The organism is Nostoc sp. (assembly GCF_036917465.1).
Classification (GTDB): Bacteria; Cyanobacteriota; Cyanobacteriia; order Cyanobacteriales; family Nostocaceae; genus Nostoc.
In genome coordinates, this window is the sequence record NZ_JBALDL010000091.1 from 38986 (window position 1) to 62535 (window position 23550).

The window sequence follows — 23550 nt, forward strand, 5'->3', positions numbered from 1 at the left end:
CAAATACCGTGAAAAGTCACATTAATAATAGCTGCCAGATTTCCGATGTTCCAAAGCAGTGATACCATCATTTTCCAACACTTCACCGTGATTGATGACGGCATAAATTAACCATCTATCGCCACATTCAAGCTGATTTTGCACTGTACATTCTAAATACGCTAATGCCTCGTTCAAAATCAAACAACCATTATCAGCAGTTTTTGTGGCAAGATTTGCAAAGGGATTATCGCCTAAAGTGCTGTGACGAGAAAAATAGCGTCGGACATTTCTGCCTTCTTTAAGGATATTCAGCACAAATTGATCGCCAGGATGATGCATTAACTCTGCATTTTGCTCGTTTGCGATCGCAATCATAATCCCTGGCGGGTTAAAAGTTGCCTGCGATACCCAAGAAGTTAAAACGCCTTTGTGGGTTTCTTCATCACGAGTTGTCACAACACACAGAGAACCAACGATCCGCCCCACCGCTTGTTCGGTACGATCTACATGGGTTTCTGTGACAATCTGGCGAGAACTACGCAGCTTTTTAGTTTTCTTCAAGTTTTGAGCAAAAAAAGCACCCGCTTCTTGACACTGCTGAAGAATTTCAGGAGTAGGGCTAAAACGCACCCGAATTGTTTCAAATCCTAGTTGATAATTAGCATCTTTGAGCTTGCTTTCGATTAAATCTATTGCCTCTCCACTCCAACCGTAAGAACCAAACACCCCTGCTAACTTAGTTTTAGCCGCCACCGAGAGAACTATTCCTAAAGCTGTTTGAATTTGAGTCGGTGCATGGCCGCCTAATGTAGGTGAGCCGATAATCAAGCCATCGGAAGTTTCGACAATGCGGTTAATCTCGGCTGAATCGGCTAATTCACAGTTGATTGATTCTACATTTACGCCATTTTGAATCAAACCTTGTGCGATCGCATTCGCCATAATTGCTGTATTACCATAAGCAGAAGCGTAAAGCAAAGCGACACTCAATTCTTGAGATTTTTGTCCTTGACACCATTGACGATAATCATAAGTAAAACGGCTGAGGCTGTAACGCACAACTGGCCCGTGTGCTGGGGCATAACATCTGGCTCCCAAAACCGATATTTTATCTAAAGCTACTTCAACTTGTTTGGCTTGGGGCGCATGAAGACATTCAAAATAATAACGACGTTCCGCATCTAATCCCTTCCAATCTTCATCAAACAAAGTATCTTCGCAAATATGAGCGCCAAAAAGTTTATCTGTGTAGAGAATTTTTGTTGCAGAATCATAAGTACAAAGTCCATCAGCCCACCGGGGAGTTGGTACGGTGATAAATGATAGAAGATGTCCTTGTCCTAAATCTAGAGTATCCTGCGATCGCATCACTTGAATAGGTGATTGAAATTCGGGAAAGGCAGTTTTCAGAGCATTGGCGGCGGGGCGAGAACAAATTAGAGTAGCTTGAGGAACCAGAGAGAGCAATACTTGTAAGGTTGCTCTCCGGTTGGGGTTGACATGACTGAGAACAATGTAATCTAGGGTAATGAAATCTAGACGTTGTGCAAGTTGCTCAAGGTAAATTTCGGTAAAAGATTCGCCGGGAGGGTCAATTAAAGCCTTTTTATCAGCTTGAATCAGATAAGAATTTGCTGTAGTTCCCCGTTGGCGGGAATACTCCACCTCAAATTTTAGTCTGTCCCAAGTCCGCGATCGGAGAATCAGAGTATTTTTACCAATTTCAGCAACTTGGACATCTCTGCTGTGGTTGGGCGTTAATGTTGCAACAGACATAATAACCTTTCTTAATTGGGAATTGGGCATGGGGCATGGGGCATGGATAAATAATTAATAGTTATACTCCCCCTGCAACGCCAGCTTGTTTTTAATGACCATTGGTTTGTGTTAGTTCAGATTTAGCTTGGGTTCTATAGCGTTTTGATACTTCTTGTTCCGGATCGATACCTTCAAAGGTAGGGGGTAGCCAAACTCGGAGAAATAGTAATACTCCCAGGACTAATAAAAAGGCGCAAGTTGCTAAAATTTGACTCCAATTTGTTTCTAGAACACCTTTAACAATGACTTCTCGCAAAGCAGAAACAATGGAAACTTCAACAGCTACCCCAATAGATACTCGATGTTCTTGTAGGTAAATAATCAGCAGGCGGAATAACTCAACTAAGATGAGTAAAAAGAGAATATCGGCAGTAACAGCATGAAAATCTAGAGGCGGAAGTAAGGAGAGAAACATATCTCTCACCTGAAGTACCATGAAGCTAAATAAACCGATACACAGAGAAATTACAATTATATCTTGAATAAATTCCAAGGTTCGCACAACGCGCCCCCGATTGATTTCGTACATTGTAATCGGAGTATTTTCAACAGATTTATACATAGCTTTCTGTAATTGAATAGTGAGGAGTGAGGAGTGAGGAGTTTGAAGTTAGGAGTTGAGAAGATGAGGCAGAAGAGGAGAATAACTAATGCCCAATGCCCAATGGCCAATTTAGTAATGATTGCCAATTTTGCGGTGATGGGCGGCAGTAAGTGCATCTAACTTGGCAACTCTTCCAGTTTGGACTGTGCTATAAATTACCCAATGATCTCCACAATCCATACGGCTTGTGATTTCACATTCCATGTAAGCTAGAGCTTCAGCTAAAACGGGCGATTCGTTTTTAGCTGGATATGTTTTCACTCCCGCAAATCTATCTGCACCAGGAGCAAAACGTTTGAGGAAATGTTTCATTAATCCTTGATATTTGCCTTCTTCTAAAACATTTAAAACAAAGCGATCGCCAACGTGCATCAAAGACTCAATTGCCCGGTCTTTGGATACTGCGATCGCAACTCCTAAAGGCTCAAGACTGGCTTGTGTTACCCAAGAAGCAAACATTGCACTCTGAACTTCTCCTTTTTTGGCGGTGATGATGTATAAGCCTGTGCTAATCCGCCCTAAAGCTTTCTCTAACTCAGTATTGATAGATTTGATTTGTTTAATGGTGCGATCGCGGTTCAACCATTGACCTAAATCTGTCCCCGCTTCATCACAAAGCTGTTCCGTTGCTGGGGTAGGGATTTCCTTAACTAAAATAGGTGGAAAAGCTTCAGTTAATCCCAGTTCTTGAAACTTATTGCGTAAAGGATAAATGGGTTCATCTTCTCCCCCTCCCGACTCTAATAAACCAATTGCCTGTTTCTTATGAATAGCAGCTAAAATAGTGCTTAAAGAAGCTTGAGCCATCACTGAAGATTGGGGTGGCATTGCAATTACTAAACCAGAAGATTGTGCAACTAATTCTCTAACTTCTTGAGGCTCTGAATTATTGAGCGGAAATAATTCTACAGCCACACCTGTTTTAGCGCATCCATGAGCTATTGTACGGACTAATTGTTCGCTATGCCCATAATCTTCAACATAAAATAGAGCTACTAAAGCCTCTGTTTTTGCTTGTTCTAAACTCCAGTTTTGATACCGTCCAAGCCATTCTGAAATATATTCTTGTAGTAACGGCCCATGTCCTGTAGCAACTGTTTTTATTTCTAACTTTTCAATGCGCTTTAAAGCTGCCAAAACAGACCGGGCATTGGGGCCCATAAGACAATCATAATAATATTGAAAATCTTCCTCAAGTAAGGTGATATTTTCATCATAAGTATGGTCATCACAGTAGTGCATCCCAAACACATCACAGGTGTAGAGAGTGCAAGTTTTGTGGTCATAAGTAAAGATTGTGTCAGGCCAGTGTAAGTTAGGTGCAGAGATAAATTCTAATTCGTGTCCGTTGCCTAAATCTAATCGCTCTCCACTTTTCACCTGCTTTGATTTAAAAGGCTGGTGAACCATATTTTCTAAAAATTGAATAGCTACCTTAGCACCGACAACAGTAATGGAGGGAGCTAATTGCAAAATATTTTTTACTAAGCCGCTATGGTCTGGTTCTGTGTGGCTAATAATCAAATAATCTATTTTAGTCGGATCGATTAATCCCACCACTATCTCAAGATATAATTCCTCAAACTTGCGGTGAGATGTGTCAACTAAGGCAACTTTTTCTCCCTGAATTAAGAAAGAATTATAGGTGGTACCATTTTGTAGACCGAACTCGACATCAAAACGTTCTCTATCCCAGTCTAGACAACGAATAGCAGTTGTTTGAGGAGCAATTTCAACAGTTTGAACTGTCAAACGTCCTGGGTTGGGAGTAACTTGAGTGGGCTGGATGAGTGCAACCATTTGTTTTCTCCAAAAAGATTGTTGTCTGAAGCGAGCTTTATGTTTCTTATATTGACCTGAAATACCCAATTAGTAAAATGCTAATTTCTAAAGCTAATCATCAGAAAGTTTTATTCATCATTTATATTGATTTACCATTGAATTACTCAATGTTTACCATCAATAATGAATGTGAGAAAATGTAAATAATCAGTTAGAATCTTTAGGAATGTCGTTAATATTTTTTCCTCCTCCCATACAAAAAATCGACAGCGAAATCGCCCGCCACGCTGGTGTTCATCTGTATGTGCTGCGTCTGGATTTGATGCACCCGTGGGTTAACGGCAATAAGTGGTTCAAACTAAAATACAATCTTTTAGAGGCCAAGGAGAAACATTTTATAACCCTGTTAACCTTTGGTGGCGCTTATTCTAATCACATCTATGCCACTGCGGCGGCTGGTAATCTTTTCGGTTTTCGTACCATTGGTGTAATTCGTGGAGAGGAAACGCTACCACTAAACTCGACGCTGAGTTTTGCTGTCCAACAAGGTATGCAGCTTGTATACCTGAACCGCGAGATGTATCGACAGCGCAACACAGCAGTGGTAGAGGAATATCTGCAACAACGCTTTGGTGAGGTGTTTATCATTCCCGAAGGTGGGAGTAATTTAAATGGTGTGCGCGGTTGTACAGAGATCATTGGTGATGCGATGCCTACTGCTGACTACGCCTACGCATTTGATTATATATGCGTAGCCTGTGGTACAGCTACCACACTAGCTGGTATTGCGCTTTCATTGCATCAAGGACAAAGAGCGATCGCTTTTCCCATTCTAAAAAATGGGTTATTTCTCGCACAAGAAATCGAAAGTTTATTGACAAATTACCTAGCCTCTGATTTACCTACACCATCTAACTCTCCCGCTCCTTGGGAATTGGTGTGTGATTATCACTTTGGCGGCTATGCAAAGGTGAACAATGAATTGCTGCTGTTTAGCCAACAATTCAAGAAAGAACATAATGTCCCTCTTGATTACGTCTATACCGCCAAAATGTTTTACGGAGTGATGGATTTACTAAAACAGGGGTTTTTTGGTAGAGGCGATTCGTTGCTGCTGGTACACACAGGCGGCTTGCAAGGCAACATCGGTATGGAGAAGCGATACTTGCGACAGTAAAAAATATATCACACTTTTATAAACAAAAAAACGTTATCAGCTTCATATACAAGTTTGAAATTAGAACTATTTTTAAGTTGATATATTAAATCAGGAATAAACTCAGATTTATTATTTATTAAATCTAGAACTATATATTTAAAAATATCATTATACTTTTCCGACGGACGATCTTTACTAATTAGCTTAATGGTTTGACGTTTAGCTAAATGAGGAGCAATATTTGCTGTAGTTAAAACACTTTCTTTAGTTTTAACTAGACTGACAGCAGTATATAAAGAAGGAAGATTAGGTAAATTTGGAAAATAACGTGTTATAAAAAAATCATATTTAGCCAATGCAAAAAAAGAAATAATAGCAGAAACTATTAATATCTTAGGTTTCAACCAACGCCTCTTATTTTCTTGCTGATATTCTTTTATATAGTAGGCTGATTGGATACAATATAAAAGCTGCATGATCGCCTATAACATGAAATCCAAAAAAAGAAGATATTGGGGGTAGATTCTGACTTATCAAATATACCCATTGGTCGAAAACAGCTAAATCAAGAGCAGTAGATTTAAATAAAAGATGTCTTAAACTACTAGAAATAAATAATATTAAAGTTCCTATAATAACCAAAAAGCTAATATAATCAACCTTTCTTTGCATATTAATAACTAATAAATAATCAACTTATTAGTTTAATATAGAAGCGCCCTTTACTATAATATTTTAATATAGCTTAATAAAAGTATTTTTTGTTAGAGAATGCTTCAAAAAAATTCAGAAGACTTTTTAATACACATTCTCTGGAGTAGAAATTTATTTCACTTTGTCGCCACGCCGATAATATGAGAATTAATAATGGGAAGTTGTCCATCAAATCGCTCATAATTGATACTAGCAAAACCAGCATTTTCTAAAGCGATTAAAGTTTCTCTATCTGGATGACAACCATCATCTATCACTTTCCCAATGGGACTAATTTTACTTTGTATTTTTCGCAATAAAGTTTCTTGAGGTGCGGCAACATGTTCAATAAATAAGAAGCGTCCACCGGGTTTGAGTACTCTTAAAATTGCCTGTAATGTATAATTTACATTTGGCACTGAACATAAAACTAAATTACTAACAACGGTATCTATACTGTTATCTTCAGCATCTAACCATTCAGCATTGCCAATTCGGAGATCGATGTTTAAGCCTAGTTTTTCTACTTGTTTTTGGAGATAGGAATGCCTTTGTAGCTTTGGCGCGATTCCTATCCGGTGAATATCTTTAGGATAGTACGGTAGGTTAGTGTCCGTTCCTGGAACGATTTCTAACACTGTACCTTGGAGATTTACAAAAAGAGAAAGTTTGCGTAGGCGTAGCCCGTCGTAGACATCGCTCACAACTTTATCATACGTGGTGCTGCTTTGAGCCATCATCCAAGCAAAGAAACGTTTACCAAAGTTGGCAGCAATCTTATTTTGTGAATCTCCAATAATTTGGTTTACAGTCATCATCCATTTCCTAATTTCTAAAGCTATAAATTGGTCTGCCAAGCAACCATTTTCTTATAGCCTTAAGATAGGATAGTTTGTGTTTCTTCTGCCTCACCCACTTGATTCACCTGATTGGGTGATTTTTTACTTACAATGCATAGATAGATACTTACGACAAGCTCCTACAGAAAGAGTACAAAGCTAGAAGTAGGATTTGTCTATATGTCTTTTCGGCATTGAGTTTTTTCATATTTGTTCAGCTTTAGCCTTTCTGCTAACCAGGTAAATAACACAATACCGCATAGCTCAGTGCCTAAATAAACTAAATCAAAGCTGCGATAAGGTACAAACGCTTGAATTGTTTCATGAACTAAGTAAGGCGGTGAAAATAACTCAAACTATATTAACTAATGTAAAAAATATCATCCAAAGATCGCAAAGAGCGTTCCGCAATTGGGAACGCTCTATTTTCGTCAATTCTGTTAAGATAATATGAATTAAAATTGGAAATTGCTAGTTCTTAAAATCAGTTCAGGCATGGAGATTTGCTTGTTCCTGCAACCAAGCATCTACAGGTTGTCCATCTTTGCGGCGTAATTCAATTTCTACTACCATCACTTCTTTTGAACCAGGAGGCGCAGGTTTTTTATGGAAAAAAATATCATAATCTTCTGGATTATGTTTGCGTTCTTTCAACCATTCTTGCACCTTAGTTGTGGCAAAAAATGATTGCCCTTGCTCAAACATTCGAGTAATCTGCAATTGCAGTGTATAAGGATTTAGTCTACCCATTTTCTACCGCCTTTGTTAAGTAAATTTTAGAATAAGTAATCTGCTTACCCTAGATAATCTAATATTAGTGCGAAGTATGCACACTAGCCCCACCCCTAAGCAATATTTGATTTTAATCAGGTTAGAGATGGGATACTGAAGAATCGCCAATATGACATCTAGCCTATTATTCCCCATTCCCCATTTCCTATTTTTCTGGCTGACACAATTGCTGCACTTTTTGAGGAACTTGCCGACACATTTGCTGGAATCCTTGGGGATTAATTTGCAACCAAGCAAATAATCCTAAACTTGTACCACCGACAAGCAACGCCAACACTCCCCCCAGCATCACTAAACGTTTACTCCGATTAGGTTTTGTAATTAAAGTTGGTGGAATTTCTGGGCTTGTAACTGATTCCTCTGAGATATCTAAATCTACATCCAAATTTAGATCCAAATCTAGCAAAGTTTGCGAACTTTCTGTGACAGAAATTAATTCCTCTTGTTCCTCTGCTTCATCTACTTCTTCTTGTATTTCTGCTTCTATAATCTCTTCTGGCAACGCCGGAGTTACAGGTACTAAGTATTCTGGGGACACACGGTAATAAGTGAGAACAACCGATGTATTATCACGCCCATTTTTTTCGTTTGCCAGGTTAATCCAGTTGCGAACAGCATCTTCAACTGTCATCTGACCTGTTAACACGGGTATTGCATAATCCTGCCAATATTGTTCGACCCTGTTATTATCACTTAAACCATCAGAACAGAGTAGTAATATGCCGTCTTCTTCCACAATGAATCGCTGAACCTTGAGACGCAAAGATTCTGAATTTCTTGTCCCCAATGCTTGAGTTAAGGCTGTAGCATCCGGTCTAATCAGTGCTTTTCGATACAAGCTTCTAGCAAAGCGAACTTCCCGCGTTGCCACATCATCATCTACTGTCAGTAGCTGACAATAGTTGCGAGTAATCCAATAGGCGCGGCTATCGCCAACATTAGCCAAATAAAGTTCATGGGTATTATTTGATTGCCATCCAGTACTTGTGTGTATTCGTTGTGGAACTTGCAAGGATATAACAATGGTTGTAGCCATCCGTTCTTTCCCTTGGCGTTTTTGTTCGTTATTGCGAGCACAAATCAGATTATTTACTACCCGCAAGCTTGCTTCTAATTGTTCTTGCAATAAGTTTGGTGATACAAGTACAGTTTGTTCTGTTACCTCCGCTAGTAAGGCGCGAATTTGCAACTTTACAGACTGGACTGCTAACTTACTCGCAACCTCGCCACCTTCGTGTCCACCAATGCCATCGCAAACAATCGACAAGTTATGCAATAAAGGTTCATCTAAATCACTTAAAGTATTTGGGTAGCAGGCATCTTCATTTTGCGCCATAATTGGCCCAATATTTGTAGAGCCTGCCACCTTCAAAACTAATGGCAATTCTGCCGCAGATGCTAGTAATAAACAATTGAGTTGAGTAGCAATATCATCCAACTCAACTTCAGTTTCACACATCTGCTGGACTATGTTTTGTAACCCTTTGGCTACTGGTGTCTTTGCAGTAGCTACCCAAAACTGCCAACACTGTCCCAGATTTTGTAAACTCAGCGTCTTATCTTCTGGTGTTTGGTAGAGTTCTAACAGTCGCACACACCAACCTTGGACTCTCAAATTGTCTTCTACCAGTAAACTGCGGCTAAGTCCTAATTCTGATAAAGGTTTCCAAAGTTTGAGAATTTGCCACAGCCAATAAACTTGTCGTACCGCTGTTGCTTGCTCCCATGCCTCAACAATAGTTGGATAGATATTTCCTGTTTCATCTATCGGCACATTTTCTAACAAAAGAATGTCATTTGTCTCTTGTTCACCATTACTAGCAAACCCATAAGCCTGGGGCAAATGTAACCTTTCTGGATATAACCGTAGATAAGGAATTACTTGCTTTGGCAATTCTTCAGGGACATCTGGCAGTAGTCCCGGTTGAGTATCCAGCCAAATTTGGTGGGTAATTACCCCATACCTATCTGCTACCTTTGTACCTGGTGTAATTTGAGCAGACAATGAGCCAGTAGCCCAAAGATAGCGATGAACTAAAAGAGTTTGACAACTAGCACAAACACGATCTCCCATCGGATTAATGGGGCTATGACAGTTTGGATTTATACAATAAATTGTCAGTTGAGTAGAAATCATAAAAGTATAAATTAAAAAAACCAATCAACTCATGAATTTCGATTACATTTAGCTGGCAATGACTTGAAGGCTAGAATAGACTGGATTCGTGTACCGCTAGCTACACCTGGTTACTGAAATTAATCAAAATTATTGGTAAAAAACCAAGTTTTGCTTTCTGTAAATAACTTACGTCTGGCTGTATCTAATCGTAGAAATGCATTTACGTCAATGTAGAGTCTAGGATGACGCTATGCCAAGTTTGACCTTAATCTGGCTTCTGGCAGGAGCAGTTCTATGTTTAATGGAACTGTTTTTACCATCGGCGTTTGTCGCTTTCATGATGGGAATTAGCGCTTTTGTGGTGGCGCTGCTGTCTGGAGTGGGTTTGGGAAATGTATGGTTGCAAGTTGTAGTTTGGCTATTATTTTCCACGTTCCTAATCGGGCTTTCTCGTCGGTTTTTGCAACCACGACGACGCAAATCGAAAATTCAGGATGCTGTCATAGCTGAAACCTTAACAGAAATTCCGCCTGGGAAAACAGGACGGGTGTTATATGAGGGGAATTCCTGGCAAGCACGATGTGACGATGACAAATTTACCGTAGCACCCCATCAAAGAGTTTATGTGGTTAGAAGAGAGGGTACTACTTTGATTGTGATACCAGAAAATTTGTTGAATTCTTAGTTATTTGTCATTGGTAATTTGTCATTATCACCTTACCTTTGAGATTTAATACTTTAAAATCAGGAGATTTACAATGGAACAGTTTTTTTTACTAGTATTTTTAGCCCTTGGTGGTTCTGCCGTAGCGGGATCTGTGAAACTCGTCAATCAGGGTAATGAAGCTTTAGTGGAAAGATTGGGTAGTTATAACAAAAAACTGGAACCAGGACTAAACTTTGTCATTCCTTTCGTAGATAGAATTGTCTACCAAGGAACTATCCGCGAAAAAGTCTTAGATATTCCTCCGCAACAGTGCATTACCCGTGACAATGTTGGCATTGAGGTGGATGCAGTGTTTTATTGGCGCATCGTGGATATGGAAAAAGCCTGGTATAAGGTAGAAAATCTCCAGTCAGCGATGGTAAACATGGTGCTGACTCAAATTCGCGCCGAAATGGGACAACTGGAGTTGGATCAAACTTTTACGGCTCGTTCCCATATTAGTGAACTTTTATTACAGGATTTGGATGTTGCTACCGATCCTTGGGGTGTGAAAGTGACACGGGTAGAACTGCGAGATATTATTCCGTCTCAAGCAGTGCGAGAATCGATGGAATTGCAAATGTCAGCAGAACGACGCAAACGGGCAGCAATTTTAACTTCTGAAGGGGAACGAGAAGCTGCTGTCAATAGTGCTAGAGGTAAAGCTGAGGCGCAAATATTGGATGCGGAAGCTCGTCAAAAATCGACAGTTTTGCAAGCGGAAGCTGAACAAAAGGCGATCGTTTTGAAGGCTCAAGCGGAACGTCAGCAGCAAGTTTTGAAAGCCCAGGCGATCGCAGAATCAGCAGAAATTATTGCCCAAAAACTCCACACTAACCCTAATGCTAATAAAGCGGTGGAAGTTCTGTTTGCCTTGGGCTATTTAGATATGGGCGCGACAATTGGTAAAAGCGATAGCAGCAAGGTCTTATTTATAGATCCGCGGACTATTCCTGCTGCTTTTGAGGGTATGCGTTCCGTTATCTCAAATGGTCAGGTTGACTCTAACGAGTTGTTTTCTAAGCAAATCCCAGGATTAGAAAATAATCGTCCTGGTTAGGAATGGGGAGTGCGGGAGATCAGGGGGATGAGGGGAAGCAATGCTCAATGCCTCATGTCCTACATCAGCAACTCTCATCTCCAATACTTCCATCTGGCATAATGGTGTTTTGGAAGGATACTCTCCTGAATTCAACACCGTCCAAGTTGGCTCCTGTCAAGTTAGCTCCATAGAAGTCAACGCGATCAAAAATAGTATTGCTGAAGTTAGCTCCACTCAGGTCAGCTCCACTCAAGTTGATATCAGCCATGTAAACCTCAATCTGGGAACCACTCAAGTTAATTCCACTGAGGTTACAGCCTCTCAATCCTTTGTCACTGTAACTGAACTCAATACCAACAAAAGTTCTCTCACCAGCAGCGTAACGTCTCAACAATTCTTCAACAGTAATACTTTGTCTTTTGACGTTCATCTAACTCATTCCATAAAATTACAATGGCTAGTGAGGAGAATGCGATGTCTAGAAAGGGCGTAGCTGCGGCACTAAATTATCGCATTCTTCCAGTGATAAAATAATCAAGTTTTTAGAAGTTGTAAATTATGACTTTATCTATTCAGCCAACCACAGTAGTAAGTGTAGAACAATTCTTACAACTACCAGAGACAAAACCAGCAAGCGAGTATTTTAACGTTCGCGGAGCGTGCCGGAGGCATTACCGCCAAGAACGCCAAGGACGCAAAGAGAAGAAAGAAATGCTTAACTGAACTGTATTGAAGTAGAACACGCTTTATTCCTCTCATAGAATTGGTATGATTATTGACCAATCTCATTAGTTTGATTTACCTGGCATTGGCTGCACAACCCAAAAAACTCCAGGGTGTGGTAAAAAACTTTAAACTTATGGCTGGATTCTAACTGGTCTTCTAAGTCATGGACGGGGCATTGATGAATCGGAATTGAGACACCGCATTGTAAGCAAGTAAGGTGATGTTTATCTTGCTGGGCTAGGCTGTAGAGGGCTTCACCATTAGCCAAATTCCGCACTTGTACCATGCCTTCGAGTTTTAAGGCTTCTAAAGAGCGGTAAACTGTTGCTAAACCCATACTCTGATTTGTATTACGTAATTCTACGTAAATATCCTGGGCAGAAATGCCTTTTTTGATGGTTTTCAGTAGGTTGAAAATACGCTCTTGACTGCGGGTGCGTATAGCTCTCATAGACAATTATTTAAATATGCCACTGTAGTTGAAGCTGTTAGATGGGTTAATCGATCAATTAACTTTAACCGCTTCGTAATCTTATTTTCACTCAGTTCGAACAGAAAGTTATAGTATAGCGATCGCAGCATTCAGCAAAAGCCGTGCAAACCAAGTATCTAGCCAAAATTTTTGTTACGCTTCGTCCTTCAGTCTTAGACCCTGCTGGTGTGGCTGTACAATCCGGTCTTCAGCAACTGGGATACGATAACGTTGATCAGGTGCGGATTGGCAAGTACATTGAACTCACCATCACCACGACTGAGGAAAAGAAAGCTCGTCAAGACCTCGAGCGCATTTGTGACCAAATGCTATCAAATCCCGTAATTGAAAATTATCGCTTTGAGTTAATTGAAGTCGAAACCCAAACCGGGGTATTTTAGGGAATTGGGGATTGGGCATGGGGCATGGGGCATGGGGGATTGGGGAAGAAACTTGTAAAATAATTCCCCCTTGTCTCCCTTATCCCCACTCCCTTATCCCCATTCCCCACTCCCTTATCCCCATTCCCCACTCCCTTATCCCCAATCATGAAATTTGGTGTTGTTGTTTTTCCAGGTTCTAATTGCGATCGCGATGTTGCTTATGTAACCAGAGATTTGCTCTTACAACCAACTCGCATGGTTTGGCATCAAGAAACAGACATTGCTGATTTGGATGTCGTGATTATCCCTGGTGGCTTTAGTTACGGGGATTATCTGCGCTGCGGTGCGATCGCACGTTTTTCACCCGTGATGCAGCAGGTTATCGAACACTCTCAAAAGGGTAAGTTTGTCATCGGTATTTGTAATGGTTTTCAGGTATTAACTGAAGCTGGACTTTTACCAGGGATATTAACCAGAAATCGGGATTTGCATTTTATTTGCGATCGCATCCCCTTGAAAGTTGAGCGTACCAATCTCTTATGGACGCAAGCTTATACCAGTAGTGAAGTTATCACTTTGCCCATTGCCCACGGAGAGGGAAGATTTTATGCTGATGAAGCTACTCTGGCTGAAATTGAAGATAACAGCCAAGTTGTGTTTCGTTATGAAGGGGAAAATCCCAACGGTTCACTGAACAATATTGCTGGGATTTGCAATCGTCAGGGCAATGTGTTGGGGATGATGCCGCACCCAGAAAGGGCATCTGATGCCATGCTGGGGAATAGTGATGGCTTAAGGTTATTTCAGGGCTTGTTAGAGAAGGTAGCCGCATTAGCCTAGAGCAAATATCGGGCGGCTAGGTTGGGCGTTTGGCGATCGCCCTCTGAAGAAGATTATTCTCCAGATAGCGATCGCCCCATCAAATCATGTCCGCGTAAAGAGCGTCATTACGAATTATTTCATCGTACCTCTTTAAGAGTATCAATTTGCTTGGTAAACAACTCAGTGAACAAACTAAGCACAGTCCGTTCTTCGCGGACTTTTATATTGGCACTGATTGACATACCTGATTGTAAGGCGACGTTTTTACCCTTAATTACTAATGATTGTTTATCCAATGATATTTTTGCCGGAAATCTATAAAACTGATGTGTTTGGTCTGGTGGTAATGCGTCTGAGCCTATCCCCAGCACTTTCCCTTTGATATCGCCAAATTCGCTGTAAGGAAAGGAGTCAATTCTTACATCTACCCTCATATCTTTTCGCACAAAACCGATATCTTTGTTAGTGATGAAAACTTCAGCTATATAGTTCTCCTTTGGGACAATTTGTAGCAGTTTTGTAGTTGGAGTTGCTACAAATCCAGGGTTTTTAGCTTGTAAATCGAAAACTGTTCCGGCTACAGGCGCACGGAGTTCTTGATATTTAACGTTTAACTGTGATTGAGAGATTTTACTATTGACATCTGCTAAACGCTGCTCATTATCTAGGATAACTTTCATGAATTGGCTATCGATTGTGGCAATACGCTGTTTGTTATCAGCGATTTTATCTAAAATGTTTTTATCAGAAACAGCCACTGTATTGCTTAACTCTTGTTGTCCTTTTTCTATATCAAACTGGAGGCGTTTTCCTTCCTCACCTAGTTGTGCTACTTCTGCGGTGCGGTTTTGAACTTCTTGTTGCTGGTTGAGATACTGAAGTTGAGAAATACCACCTTCTTCTGCCAATATTTTCAGCTTTTCTAAAATCCCCTGCTGAATAGCTAAACTTGCTTTACTATCTTCAAGCTTAAATTTATTTTGAGCTAGTTGTTTTTTAATTTTCTCTACTTCCAACTGCGCCGCAGCCGATCGAGAATCTAGTTCTTTTTTGGCAACTTGTAGACGTTGTTGCTCATCAATTCCTAGAGTAGAGTCTCGACCAGAATTTTTTAATTGAGTCCGTAATAAGTCATTCTCTGCTACTAATGCTACCCGACTTTTCAGGAGAAAAGCAGTTTCTTGTGGTAAATTACCGCGTAAATATAAAAGTTCAGATCCTGCTGCGGTACTTGCACCCATTAATCGGCGATAAATCTGGTTTTCTTTAACTAATGCAATCCGAATTTTATACAAGGAATTTAATTCAGCAACAGGGGCTATGGAATTAAAAGTCAGCAACAAATCTCCTGGCTTTACTTCTTGTCCATCTTTAACATTAACTGTTTTTACCACTCCACTAACCGGAGCCTGAACATCTTTGACTGTTCCTTGCGGCTTTAATTGCCCTGTTGCTGGCACTACTTGCTCAATTTTTGCAAAATAAGCCCAAGCAATTCCAAAGCAGGCTAAGGCCATAAGAGTAACCATGATTGTCCGCGACCAAACTGGAGATTGGCGCAAAACAATTGCTTGCTCAAATTCCTGACTACTTGAGTTAATTAAAGACTGTTGAGCAGCTTTCTGTTGTTTTGTAAGTACTGGTGAATCTTGCTTGACTCCATTTTTCTGATTACCGTTTTTCTGATTGCCGTTGTGGTGATTCCCATTAAGTTGAGTCATAAGGATTTTGGGTTTTGGGTTTTGGATTTTGGATTTTTTGTCGGATGGACACTGTTCCCAAGCAATAATTAACTACAAGTTCACTTCTTGTTGCTGATATAGATAAAAATAATGACCTTTAGTAGCCATTAATTCTTGATGGCTACCTTGTTCTATAACCCTGCTATTATCCATCACAACAATCATGTCTGCATTACTGACGGTGTTTAGTCGGTGAGTAATAAAAAATACGGTATCACCCTTAAATGCTTTCGCTAAATTCAGACATATTTGCCGTTCTGTGGGATAATCTAGGGCGCTAGTAGCTTCATCTAAAACTAATAATTTTGGTCGTTGTAAAACAGAGCGGGCGATCGCAATTCTTTGTCTTTGTCCACCTGAAAGTGCAGAACCCCGTTCTCCCACCCGCGAGTTGTAACCGTTGGGTAAGTTCATGATAAACTCGTGGGCGCACGCAACCTGAGCCGCTTCGATAATTTCTTCGGTTGTCGCATCGGGATTTGTTAAAGCAATATTTTCTTGAACGCTACCGTCAAACAACAATGTTTCTTGGGGAACTACACCAATTTGTCGTCGTAATGAATAAAGTTCGACTTTGGCAATATCATAACCATCAATCAAGATTCTGCCAGACTCAGTTTCGTAAAGTCTCAGCAGCAATTTCATCATCGTACTTTTACCAGATCCACTTTGTCCGACGATACCGATAAATTTACCTGGTTCAAATTCGAGGTTGACGTTGGAAAGTTGCAAAGGGCCACTCGTCCCAAATCGGAAGGAAACATTTTCGTATTTTACTGCTCCCTTAATCGTCGGTAACGGTATGTTGTAGCGGTCTGTTTCTCCTTCTTGTGGTGTATCCACAATATCGCTTAAACGTTCTAACGATAAGGCTGTTTCTTGGAAACTTTGCCAGAGTTGAGCTAAACGTAATATTGGGCTGGTGACGTAACCGGATATGATTCTAAAGGCAATTAATTCGCCTAAAGTTAATTGTTGTTGCAGTACTAAATAAGCTCCTACCCACAAAACCAGTAAGCTACTAAGTTTGTTGAGAAAGTTGCTGGTGGAGTTAGCAAGGGTAGAAGTTACAACTGTTTTAAAACCAGCAGCGACAAACCGAGCATAACGCTCTTGCCAAGAAAAGCGCGATCGCAATTCAATATTTTGTGCCTTTACGGTTTGAATTCCTGACATTACCTCCACTAAATAAGATTGAGTTTCGGCGTTGCGTTCGGCTTTGGCACGTAATTGTCTACTAATGGTAGGAGAAGCAATTAAGGTAATGACGATAAAAATGGGAATTGTGCTTAGGGCTACTAAGGTAAGTAGCCAACTATAAATCAGCATCACACCGATATAAACCACCGAAAATAGAGCATCTAACCCCACCGTTAAGGCCGTACCAGTCAGGAATTGCCGGATATTTTCTAATTCGTTGATGCGAGTGGAAAGTTCACCCACCGGTCGGCGTTCAAAGTAGCGCAGGGGTAGACGTAGTAAGTGGTCGATAATTTGCGACCCTAAACCCATATCAATCCGGTTCGTGGTATCAACAAATAAGTAGGTTCTTAAGGTAGTCAATACCGCTTCAAATATCCCGACTACTAATAGCAAAATCCCCAAAATATGTAGGGTTCCAATGCTATTTTGAGTGATAACTTTGTCGATAATTAACTGAACTACCAGAGGATTTGCCAAGGCTGCCAACTGTACGAAAAAGGAAGCGATAAAGACCTCTATCAATACTCGACGGTGCTTTGACAAATAGGGCAGAAACCACCGTAAACTAAAGCGTTCTTGAGGTGTTTGGTTGGTAGCAGTGAGCAGTAATACTCTAGCTTGGGGCGGAAAGTTGGTTGGATCAATATCTAATTGTTCAACTAATTGTGCCGGTTTACAGCGCACAATTCCTTTAGATGGGACACCAACAACCACGGTGTTTGAATCTGCTGCGTATAAAACTGCAAAATTGTCACCATAGCGAATCAATGCTGGTGTTGGAGTGCGTGTAATTGAAGCGACTGGTATTTCTACCAACTGCGCCTTGAGTCCGATTAATTCTGCCAGGTAAGCAGTAACTTGAAACGATATAACTCCCTGACGTTTGACTTGCTCAGTTAAGATGCGGCGAACCACTTCACGACGAAATGGCATTTCTAGGTGCTTCGCAATCATTTGGAAACAGGCGAAGGCTGTATTTAATTCTCCCTTACCGCTAAAAAATGGATATTTTTGTTTTGACGAACTCTGTGAGGTATCGGGGACTGTATGGGGAACTATTTCGTCTGATGCGTAAGGGATATCTAATTCATCTTCATCTTGGGTATCTAATTGGGTGTTATTCACCGCAAGCACTATTTCATGACTATCTTCTAATATCAAATCTGACGGATGTATCCCAACCAACCGGGCGGGATTTTGACCGATAACCTGAATCTTGTCTCTGTCATCGGATGATTCTAGGCGATCGCCAGGTGATAAATTCGTGACTGTACCACCGCCACTTACAAACCAGACGCTTCCGCTATCCAGTTGGTTGAATGGAGTTTTTCCTAGAGGTAAGTAATGGATTTTTGCTTGTGGTAAGGCTTTTTCTGTGAGTTCCCTAAGATTTAAGGTAGCGATCGCTTGCTGGTTCCAATAGGAACTGAGAATATCAAAAACTTCTATCAAATAACTGCGGTTCTTGCGGGCTTCGGCAAAAGCTGGATATGAAGCGAGAAAACTAAAATATGCCGATGCACTCAAGGTTAAACATACTACTTCGGTGGAAGCGATCGCAGTTTCACAGGCGACATCCCGCAACAAACCAATTTCGCCGATAATTTCCCCAGGTTGCAGCAATTTTAGAGTAATTGGCATTTGCGTCTGGGGATCGTATGCCAAGAGGCGCACTTGTCCCTCATAAATGATGGTGATGCGTTCCGGGAGACTTTCCTTACCGATAATTTTCTGACCTATGCGATAGCGGAACGCTTGCAGTTGGTCTGATAGATTAGCGATCGCCCCATCGGGTAAGCGATCGAACCCTTGTAGGGTAGTGATAAATTCGAGAAAAGTGTTCTTAATATAAGTCATACGAACCAAGTAAAAGTAAGGAATTAAATCGAAAATATTAGGGAGTATCTCTTCTGCTACCAGTGGCAGTGTTTGGTTTTATGGCAGTAGTGGCAAGGCTTATCTTAAATTAAAGTGTCTAAATATCTGTAAAATCACAGAGAAAAAGTTCGTCTAATTGTAAACCTGTTTTTTGATCACACGGTTAAGATTTTATGCGCTTTTCAAAATAATTCATAGATTCAATAGATCGAGTACAAAATATCACTTGGTTAAAGCTACATAATTGATACAAACTTAAAATCAATATTTAATATTACAAATATGCAAGATATATAGGTGGTGATTAAATTTAGCCTCGCATATTTTGATTTATGATAATCAACATGAAAATATCAAAGATGCTTTTCTAAGTAAGTACCCTAGTTCAAGAATTATCTAATAAAGAAAACTAAAGTTTTCTGAATTATTTTTTACAAATTCTTAAATACAGGGATTGACAATATCAGTTATGGCGAAAGACAGTGAGCTTTCCTTGCTAAACAACACCATGCCCTATTTATGAAAAAATTCCCTATTACTTTTTTGCTAGCTTAATTTAATAAAAATTAACTTGAAAAGTAAAGGCGAAGATTTTTTGTCAGCCTAGAGGAATCAACTATTAAATTTATAAAGTAAAGACAATAACTGCCTTCAGTAAATTCACTGCTTTAATTAATATAGAGTTTATTTCATCGTTATTCATAAAATAACCTCATCCTGCAACCGGGATAGGATAATATACTATATTTTACTAAGTAATTACCTGCACCTGATATTAGACGTTACTGGCGCTGATTTTACGTGTTTGACAACATACTAATAACATATATTAATACGATTTGGTAGATCCTCAAAACCAAAGGTAAGCGTAAATAAAAGGGTTTAAGACCCCAACCATAAAGGTAGCCCCAGTTTCAGTCGGGGTTTAAATCCCCCGGAGTTGCTCCTCTTCTCCCTTGGCGCTAGCCTCTCCCTTTGGGAGAAGGGAAGACGCTACGCGAACGTCTGAAATTGTCTTTAATTTTGTTAGCGCAGCGTAAAGCCTACGGCATGGCTTCGCTTAGAGCGAGTCCGCGAGCGTCATTTTGAATTTTGAATTTTGAATTCTACCTACCTATTTATGTATAAAAATTAGTGCTGTTTTTACTTAAGTAGGTAATATCACTTCTAAAAAATTCTCTTTTTTCTTGCTATTTCTGTTACTAAAAACGAGGGAGTATCACTCCCCCGCATTAGTTAGTTAACTAATTTTGAACTTTGGGCTAAACCAGACTAGCAGAGAAAACAAAATCATTTGCTGTAAGACTAGTTGATGTAATTCCCAATAATGAAACCAACTCAGTATTTCCAGTTTTCACCAAAGTATCACTACCTTGTTGCAATAGTGTTAAAGCACTAAATTTAGTCACGCCAATACCACCAAGCCCGATTTTATCAATGCCAACCGTGAAGTCGGTAACAATATTCTTGCTAGTCGGCAGGCTAGCATTGGCAATCCAGAATTGGTCAGCACCAGCACCACCACTCAGGCGATTACCACCCTCTTGACCAGCAAATAGCACATCATCACCATCGCCACCAAATAGGGAATCATTGACACTAGAGAAGAGTTTGTCATCTCCAGAACCACCATAGAGACGGTTATTGCTGCCATTACTCTTGAGGGTATCGTTACCTGAACCACCGAAGGATAATTGACGCGAACCTTCAACTACTGTCAGAGTATCAGCACCTGCGCCTCCGAACAAATTATTGCTACCACTGGCTTCAACCACAGTAACTTCGTCATTACCAGCACCACCATCAGCAGTAGTGTTGTTAGCAGGGCCATTTACGCCAATTAAGATTTGATCGTTACCGTCTCCTGTGGATACTGATGAGTCACTACCCACAAGCACCGTATCATCACCGTTGCCAGTTTGAATTGTGTTACCTGTACTACCTTCTACAAAGTCTGCTCCATCACCAGTGAATAAGGTTTGATTTGGTTGAACTATAATGTCATCGCTGGTAGTGGAGCCAAACTTAATTTCTTCAGCTTGGGGTTGACCTAAACCAGGAGCAAGGTTGAGGGACTTGTCCAACTTCAGGAGAATGATTTCGTTGTTGTCGATAAGTGGATTTTGAGGATCATTCCCAGGACGACCGGTTGAGAAGGGATAATTGTTGTCATTAGCTACCAAAATGGTGTTTTTATCAACAACTAAAACGTTTTCAATGGTTTGGAATGGGAAGTCAAAAGTGGTTTTGCCATCCCCATTGAGGTCGTTAGGGTCTTGGATATTTAATAAGTCTGCAACCTGTTCTTTGACTACATAGCCATTAGCATCAGTTTTCGACAGGTCTATTTTGAAAATCTTCTTGAATTTAGCGGAAGCTCCTTGACCATTATCCCGCTCAATCACCAGATATTCATTATCATTAATAACTGCTAGATCGCCGATCGAATTTGAAGGATTGTCCAGCTTGTAGTAAAGTTTTCTATCGGTGTAATCGTGGCTAGTAAGGTCAAATTCATTAATCCGCAAAGCACCAGCTGCATCGCCTTGAACTGTACCCTCTAGCAGCATGTAAAGTTTGGTTTTGCTGGCGTTGATTGCTCCGCCTTCAAAACCTTTTGAGCTACCCAAGTTAGCAAAAGCATCTCCTGAGAGGACATCAGGATTTTGTGGCGATCGCACCACATTATACTGAGGATCGTCTCTAAGTTGATCGCGTACTTTATCCGCAATATCTGGGAAATCTGAGAAGAGTGCGTCTACACCTAATTGATAGAACTGCTGGATCTCAAGCTCTAGCTTGCCTTTGTAATCTGCTGCTAAATACTGATCTTCCGCACGGAAGGTATAGGGGTGAACCTGTAAACCAGCGTTGTGAGCATCTTGAATTAAGGTTGAAGGAGGTAATGTTGTCTTATCAGCATCATTGACGGCTCCATCCCCATTCACATCATCAGCTTTGCCATCGCCATTGGCATCAGTACCTTTGACGCTAACAATCATCCGCTTCCAAGGGCCAATGCCATCAGCATAAGTGGCAACTTCAGCCAAGCCTTCGGAAGTCCGCAAATCGCCGTAGGTGCGACTGTCACCACTGACTTTCAAATCATAAGGCTGACTTTCGATAATCTTGCCGTTGATGTCAATGTCACTGGCATCTAGAAGTTGGATTAGTGGAATATCAACCCCTGCCGCAGGCATGATGGTATCATGCAGTTCTTTGAGGTTGCTCACTTCAAAGGATTGGATGAAAATACGACTTGGGTCAGTGAAGTTATTTGCTTTGAGCGTATCAATTAATAACTGACTGGTATTTCTGTTTATTTTTTCGGTGGTGCCTACATAAGTGGCTTCACTGACTGAATAGGTTGGATGCTTAGTTTCAGGGTAGATGCCAATTTTTTTACCTGTATCGGCTTCTACTTGCTTAACTAAATCGATGATTTCTGTGAGGGTAGGAATCTCAAATTGATCGTCAAAGGAATGATCTCGGAAAGGTAGACGTTCTTCGGCGCGTAAAGTCTTGATTTCAGCTAAGGTGAAGTCTTCTGCAAACCAACCTGTAATTGTGTTTCCATCTAAGCTTACTGTTTTCTTGCGATCGGCAAACTCGGGATGTTTGTAAACATCTGTAGTTGTGTTACTGAAATTGACAGTACCATCAGCATTCAAAACTGCTAAAGCAGGCTCATGGCGAGCAATTAGCACACCATCTTTTGTAACTACTAAGTCAGGCTCAATAAAGTCAGCGCCTCGCTCAATAGCTTGTTTATAAGACTCTAAGGTGTGTTCTGGACGATAGCCACTTGCACCTCTGTGACCAATGACTTTAGGTGCTTCTCCATCTAAAGTTTTGAATCGGTCAGGTGTAGCGATGGGAGCTTCTAATAAGTTACCTGTGGCATCAAAATGCAGTAGGTAAGGGCCAAACTCGTCTCCAACCCAGATTGTCCCGTCTTTATCAAAAACGAATGACTCTACATCCAAGTCTGCACCAGTGAGAAATCTATCGCTAGTTCCTTCATTAACTATTTGGAAAGGAATCTTGTTATTGGGATCGGATAGTTGAATGTAGTCTAAAACTTTAACAGTGCCATCTCCATTTTCTGTTCCCTTAAAATTTGGGTCTAGTCGATGGATACGCAATAGAAAGTCTTCACTATTATCTTTGCTCCCGTAACCGTTATCTGACAAGAAATACAAAGAGTTATTGTCACCAAACTGGACACCACTAAATCCCTGTATTGGCTGTCCTGGGAAAGGCCCAGTTCTGCCATTAGCTGAAATTTCCTTACCAGAAACTGACCCATCATCATAGGTATCAGCAGGTAAAGAAGCAAAGCCGACTAACTCAATTGCCATAATTTAGAATGTTTTTTGGGTATTGGATATTGGGTATTTAACTGCATCACAAGCTATTCAAGTTCTCTTATCCCATTACTTACTTGCGGGAAAAATAATTTATGTTCTCATGCTAGAAATCAGAATTACGGGGAAAAGTCAGAATTACAAAACTTCAGCCAGCACTAAAGATATTTTCATTAAAAGATTAAGATAAGAATAAGCTAAACCGAAGAAACGATTAAAATTCTTCTGAGGAAAAAAGTAATATTTGTAATATTTATGAAAGTTTATAAAAACAATCAATAATTCAAAAATCAAGCATTTTAGACAATTTAAGACAGGGATTTAAACCCTTTTATTTACGATAAAATCTGCTATTTTATTTATTACTTTGCCTTTGGTGACACTTTCTGAAGATTACCGCTATATCGTGGTTTCTATTTTA

General features: G+C 40.3%; 18 protein-coding genes and 1 pseudogene. 6 read left to right on the top strand and 13 right to left on the bottom strand.

Annotated elements, in window-relative coordinates; all coding sequences use genetic code 11:
* Positions 1–21 precede the first annotated feature (21 nt).
* From V7K38_RS23960 to V7K38_RS23970, 3 genes are all read right to left on the bottom strand, one after another.
* Positions 22–1758: a diflavin flavoprotein gene (locus V7K38_RS23960; protein WP_334861346.1), complete on the bottom strand. Its 1737-nt coding sequence runs from the start codon at positions 1756–1758 to the stop codon at positions 22–24.
* A gap of 91 nt (positions 1759–1849) precedes the next feature.
* The gene (locus V7K38_RS23965; RefSeq protein WP_334861348.1) at positions 1850–2362 is read right to left on the bottom strand and encodes a phosphate-starvation-inducible PsiE family protein; all 513 of its coding nucleotides are present in this window, start codon (positions 2360–2362) and stop codon (positions 1850–1852) included.
* A gap of 111 nt (positions 2363–2473) precedes the next feature.
* Positions 2474–4204, bottom strand: coding sequence for a diflavin flavoprotein (locus V7K38_RS23970; protein ID WP_334861350.1), 1731 nt, complete (start codon positions 4202–4204; stop codon positions 2474–2476).
* A 208-nt stretch (positions 4205–4412) separates the two neighbouring features.
* Here V7K38_RS23970 and V7K38_RS23975 point away from each other — a divergent pair, with 208 nt between their 5' ends.
* Positions 4413–5363: a 1-aminocyclopropane-1-carboxylate deaminase/D-cysteine desulfhydrase gene (locus V7K38_RS23975; protein ID WP_334861352.1), complete on the top strand. Its 951-nt coding sequence runs from the start codon at positions 4413–4415 to the stop codon at positions 5361–5363.
* Positions 5364–5371: 8 nt separating this feature from the next.
* Here V7K38_RS23975 and V7K38_RS23980 read toward each other — a convergent pair whose 3' ends face one another.
* From V7K38_RS23980 to V7K38_RS23995, 5 genes and pseudogenes are all read right to left on the bottom strand, one after another.
* Positions 5372–5821 (bottom strand): DUF2079 domain-containing protein, encoded by a 450-nt coding sequence (locus tag V7K38_RS23980; protein ID WP_334861354.1) that lies wholly within the window; start codon positions 5819–5821, stop codon positions 5372–5374.
* Positions 5781–6017 (bottom strand): annotated as a pseudogene (locus tag V7K38_RS29725) (DUF2079 domain-containing protein); the annotation flags it as partial. The pseudogene V7K38_RS29725 and the gene V7K38_RS23980, both read right to left, overlap by 41 nt.
* A 158-nt stretch (positions 6018–6175) precedes the next feature.
* Positions 6176–6895, bottom strand: coding sequence for a class I SAM-dependent methyltransferase (locus V7K38_RS23985; RefSeq protein ID WP_334861356.1), 720 nt, complete (start codon positions 6893–6895; stop codon positions 6176–6178).
* 471 nt (positions 6896–7366) lie between these two features.
* Complete coding sequence (locus V7K38_RS23990; RefSeq protein WP_334861358.1) at positions 7367–7627, bottom strand: hypothetical protein; 261 nt, start codon at positions 7625–7627, stop codon at positions 7367–7369.
* A 187-nt stretch (positions 7628–7814) separates the two neighbouring features.
* Positions 7815–9806 carry a protein phosphatase 2C domain-containing protein gene (locus V7K38_RS23995; RefSeq protein WP_334861360.1) on the bottom strand — a complete coding sequence of 664 codons (1992 nt, stop codon included), beginning with the start codon at positions 9804–9806 and terminating at the stop codon, positions 7815–7817.
* Positions 9807–10038: 232 nt separating this feature from the next.
* Between V7K38_RS23995 and V7K38_RS24000 the strand changes: the two genes are divergently transcribed.
* Together V7K38_RS24000 and V7K38_RS24005 are read left to right on the top strand one after the other, a co-directional pair.
* Complete coding sequence (locus tag V7K38_RS24000; RefSeq protein WP_334861362.1) at positions 10039–10473, top strand: NfeD family protein; 435 nt, start codon at positions 10039–10041, stop codon at positions 10471–10473.
* Positions 10474–10546: 73 nt separating this feature from the next.
* Positions 10547–11554, top strand: a complete 1008-nt coding sequence (locus V7K38_RS24005; protein ID WP_334861363.1) for an SPFH domain-containing protein — start codon at positions 10547–10549, stop codon at positions 11552–11554.
* 64 nt (positions 11555–11618) lie between these two features.
* On the opposite strand, the gene V7K38_RS24010 is transcribed toward V7K38_RS24005, so the two are convergent.
* Entirely contained in the window at positions 11619–11966 is a 348-nt protein-coding gene (locus tag V7K38_RS24010; RefSeq protein ID WP_334861365.1) for a pentapeptide repeat-containing protein, read from the bottom strand.
* A gap of 128 nt (positions 11967–12094) precedes the next feature.
* Here V7K38_RS24010 and V7K38_RS24015 point away from each other — a divergent pair, with 128 nt between their 5' ends.
* Positions 12095–12259, top strand: a complete 165-nt coding sequence (locus tag V7K38_RS24015) for a hypothetical protein (RefSeq protein ID WP_334861366.1) — start codon at positions 12095–12097, stop codon at positions 12257–12259.
* Positions 12260–12308: 49 nt separating this feature from the next.
* Here V7K38_RS24015 and V7K38_RS24020 read toward each other — a convergent pair whose 3' ends face one another.
* Positions 12309–12713, bottom strand: a complete 405-nt coding sequence (locus V7K38_RS24020; RefSeq protein WP_265272365.1) for a Fur family transcriptional regulator — start codon at positions 12711–12713, stop codon at positions 12309–12311.
* 143 nt (positions 12714–12856) lie between these two features.
* Between V7K38_RS24020 and purS the strand changes: the two genes are divergently transcribed.
* Positions 12857–13135 carry a phosphoribosylformylglycinamidine synthase subunit PurS gene (purS, locus tag V7K38_RS24025; protein ID WP_334861368.1) on the top strand — a complete coding sequence of 93 codons (279 nt, stop codon included), beginning with the start codon at positions 12857–12859 and terminating at the stop codon, positions 13133–13135.
* A gap of 147 nt (positions 13136–13282) precedes the next feature.
* Complete coding sequence (gene purQ / locus V7K38_RS24030; protein ID WP_334861370.1) at positions 13283–13957, top strand: phosphoribosylformylglycinamidine synthase subunit PurQ; 675 nt, start codon at positions 13283–13285, stop codon at positions 13955–13957.
* A 119-nt stretch (positions 13958–14076) separates the two neighbouring features.
* On the opposite strand, the gene V7K38_RS24035 is transcribed toward purQ, so the two are convergent.
* From V7K38_RS24035 to V7K38_RS24045, 3 genes are all read right to left on the bottom strand, one after another.
* A complete protein-coding gene (locus V7K38_RS24035; RefSeq protein ID WP_334861372.1) occupies positions 14077–15660 on the bottom strand; it encodes an HlyD family efflux transporter periplasmic adaptor subunit in 1584 nt (527 codons plus the stop codon).
* A gap of 72 nt (positions 15661–15732) precedes the next feature.
* Complete coding sequence (locus tag V7K38_RS24040; RefSeq protein ID WP_334861374.1) at positions 15733–18741, bottom strand: peptidase domain-containing ABC transporter; 3009 nt, start codon at positions 18739–18741, stop codon at positions 15733–15735.
* Between the two features lie 1283 nt (positions 18742–20024).
* Positions 20025–23123, bottom strand: coding sequence for an esterase-like activity of phytase family protein (locus V7K38_RS24045; RefSeq protein ID WP_442940797.1), 3099 nt, complete (start codon positions 23121–23123; stop codon positions 20025–20027).
* Between the last annotated feature and the right edge of the window lie 427 nt (positions 23124–23550).

What these genes read in the sequence shown, in the direction of transcription:
- V7K38_RS23995 (WP_334861360.1), bottom strand. Translation starts at nt 9,806, where the DNA reads ATGATTTCTACTCAACTGACAATTTATTGTATAAATCCAAACTGTCAT.
- V7K38_RS23970 (WP_334861350.1), bottom strand. Translation starts at nt 4,204, where the DNA reads ATGGTTGCACTCATCCAGCCCACTCAAGTTACTCCCAACCCAGGACGT.
- V7K38_RS23980 (WP_334861354.1), bottom strand. Translation starts at nt 5,821, where the DNA reads ATGCAGCTTTTATATTGTATCCAATCAGCCTACTATATAAAAGAATAT.
- V7K38_RS23990 (WP_334861358.1), bottom strand. Translation starts at nt 7,627, where the DNA reads ATGGGTAGACTAAATCCTTATACACTGCAATTGCAGATTACTCGAATG.
- V7K38_RS24020 (WP_265272365.1), bottom strand. Translation starts at nt 12,713, where the DNA reads ATGAGAGCTATACGCACCCGCAGTCAAGAGCGTATTTTCAACCTACTG.
- V7K38_RS24010 (WP_334861365.1), bottom strand. Translation starts at nt 11,966, where the DNA reads ATGAACGTCAAAAGACAAAGTATTACTGTTGAAGAATTGTTGAGACGT.
- V7K38_RS24040 (WP_334861374.1), bottom strand. Translation starts at nt 18,741, where the DNA reads ATGACTTATATTAAGAACACTTTTCTCGAATTTATCACTACCCTACAA.
- V7K38_RS24035 (WP_334861372.1), bottom strand. Translation starts at nt 15,660, where the DNA reads ATGACTCAACTTAATGGGAATCACCACAACGGCAATCAGAAAAACGGT.
- V7K38_RS24045 (WP_442940797.1), bottom strand. Translation starts at nt 23,123, where the DNA reads ATGGCAATTGAGTTAGTCGGCTTTGCTTCTTTACCTGCTGATACCTAT.
- V7K38_RS23965 (WP_334861348.1), bottom strand. Translation starts at nt 2,362, where the DNA reads ATGTATAAATCTGTTGAAAATACTCCGATTACAATGTACGAAATCAAT.
- V7K38_RS24005 (WP_334861363.1), top strand. Translation starts at nt 10,547, where the DNA reads ATGGAACAGTTTTTTTTACTAGTATTTTTAGCCCTTGGTGGTTCTGCC.
- V7K38_RS24000 (WP_334861362.1), top strand. Translation starts at nt 10,039, where the DNA reads ATGCCAAGTTTGACCTTAATCTGGCTTCTGGCAGGAGCAGTTCTATGT.
- V7K38_RS23960 (WP_334861346.1), bottom strand. Translation starts at nt 1,758, where the DNA reads ATGTCTGTTGCAACATTAACGCCCAACCACAGCAGAGATGTCCAAGTT.
- V7K38_RS24015 (WP_334861366.1), top strand. Translation starts at nt 12,095, where the DNA reads ATGACTTTATCTATTCAGCCAACCACAGTAGTAAGTGTAGAACAATTC.
- purQ (WP_334861370.1), top strand. Translation starts at nt 13,283, where the DNA reads ATGAAATTTGGTGTTGTTGTTTTTCCAGGTTCTAATTGCGATCGCGAT.
- V7K38_RS23975 (WP_334861352.1), top strand. Translation starts at nt 4,413, where the DNA reads ATGTCGTTAATATTTTTTCCTCCTCCCATACAAAAAATCGACAGCGAA.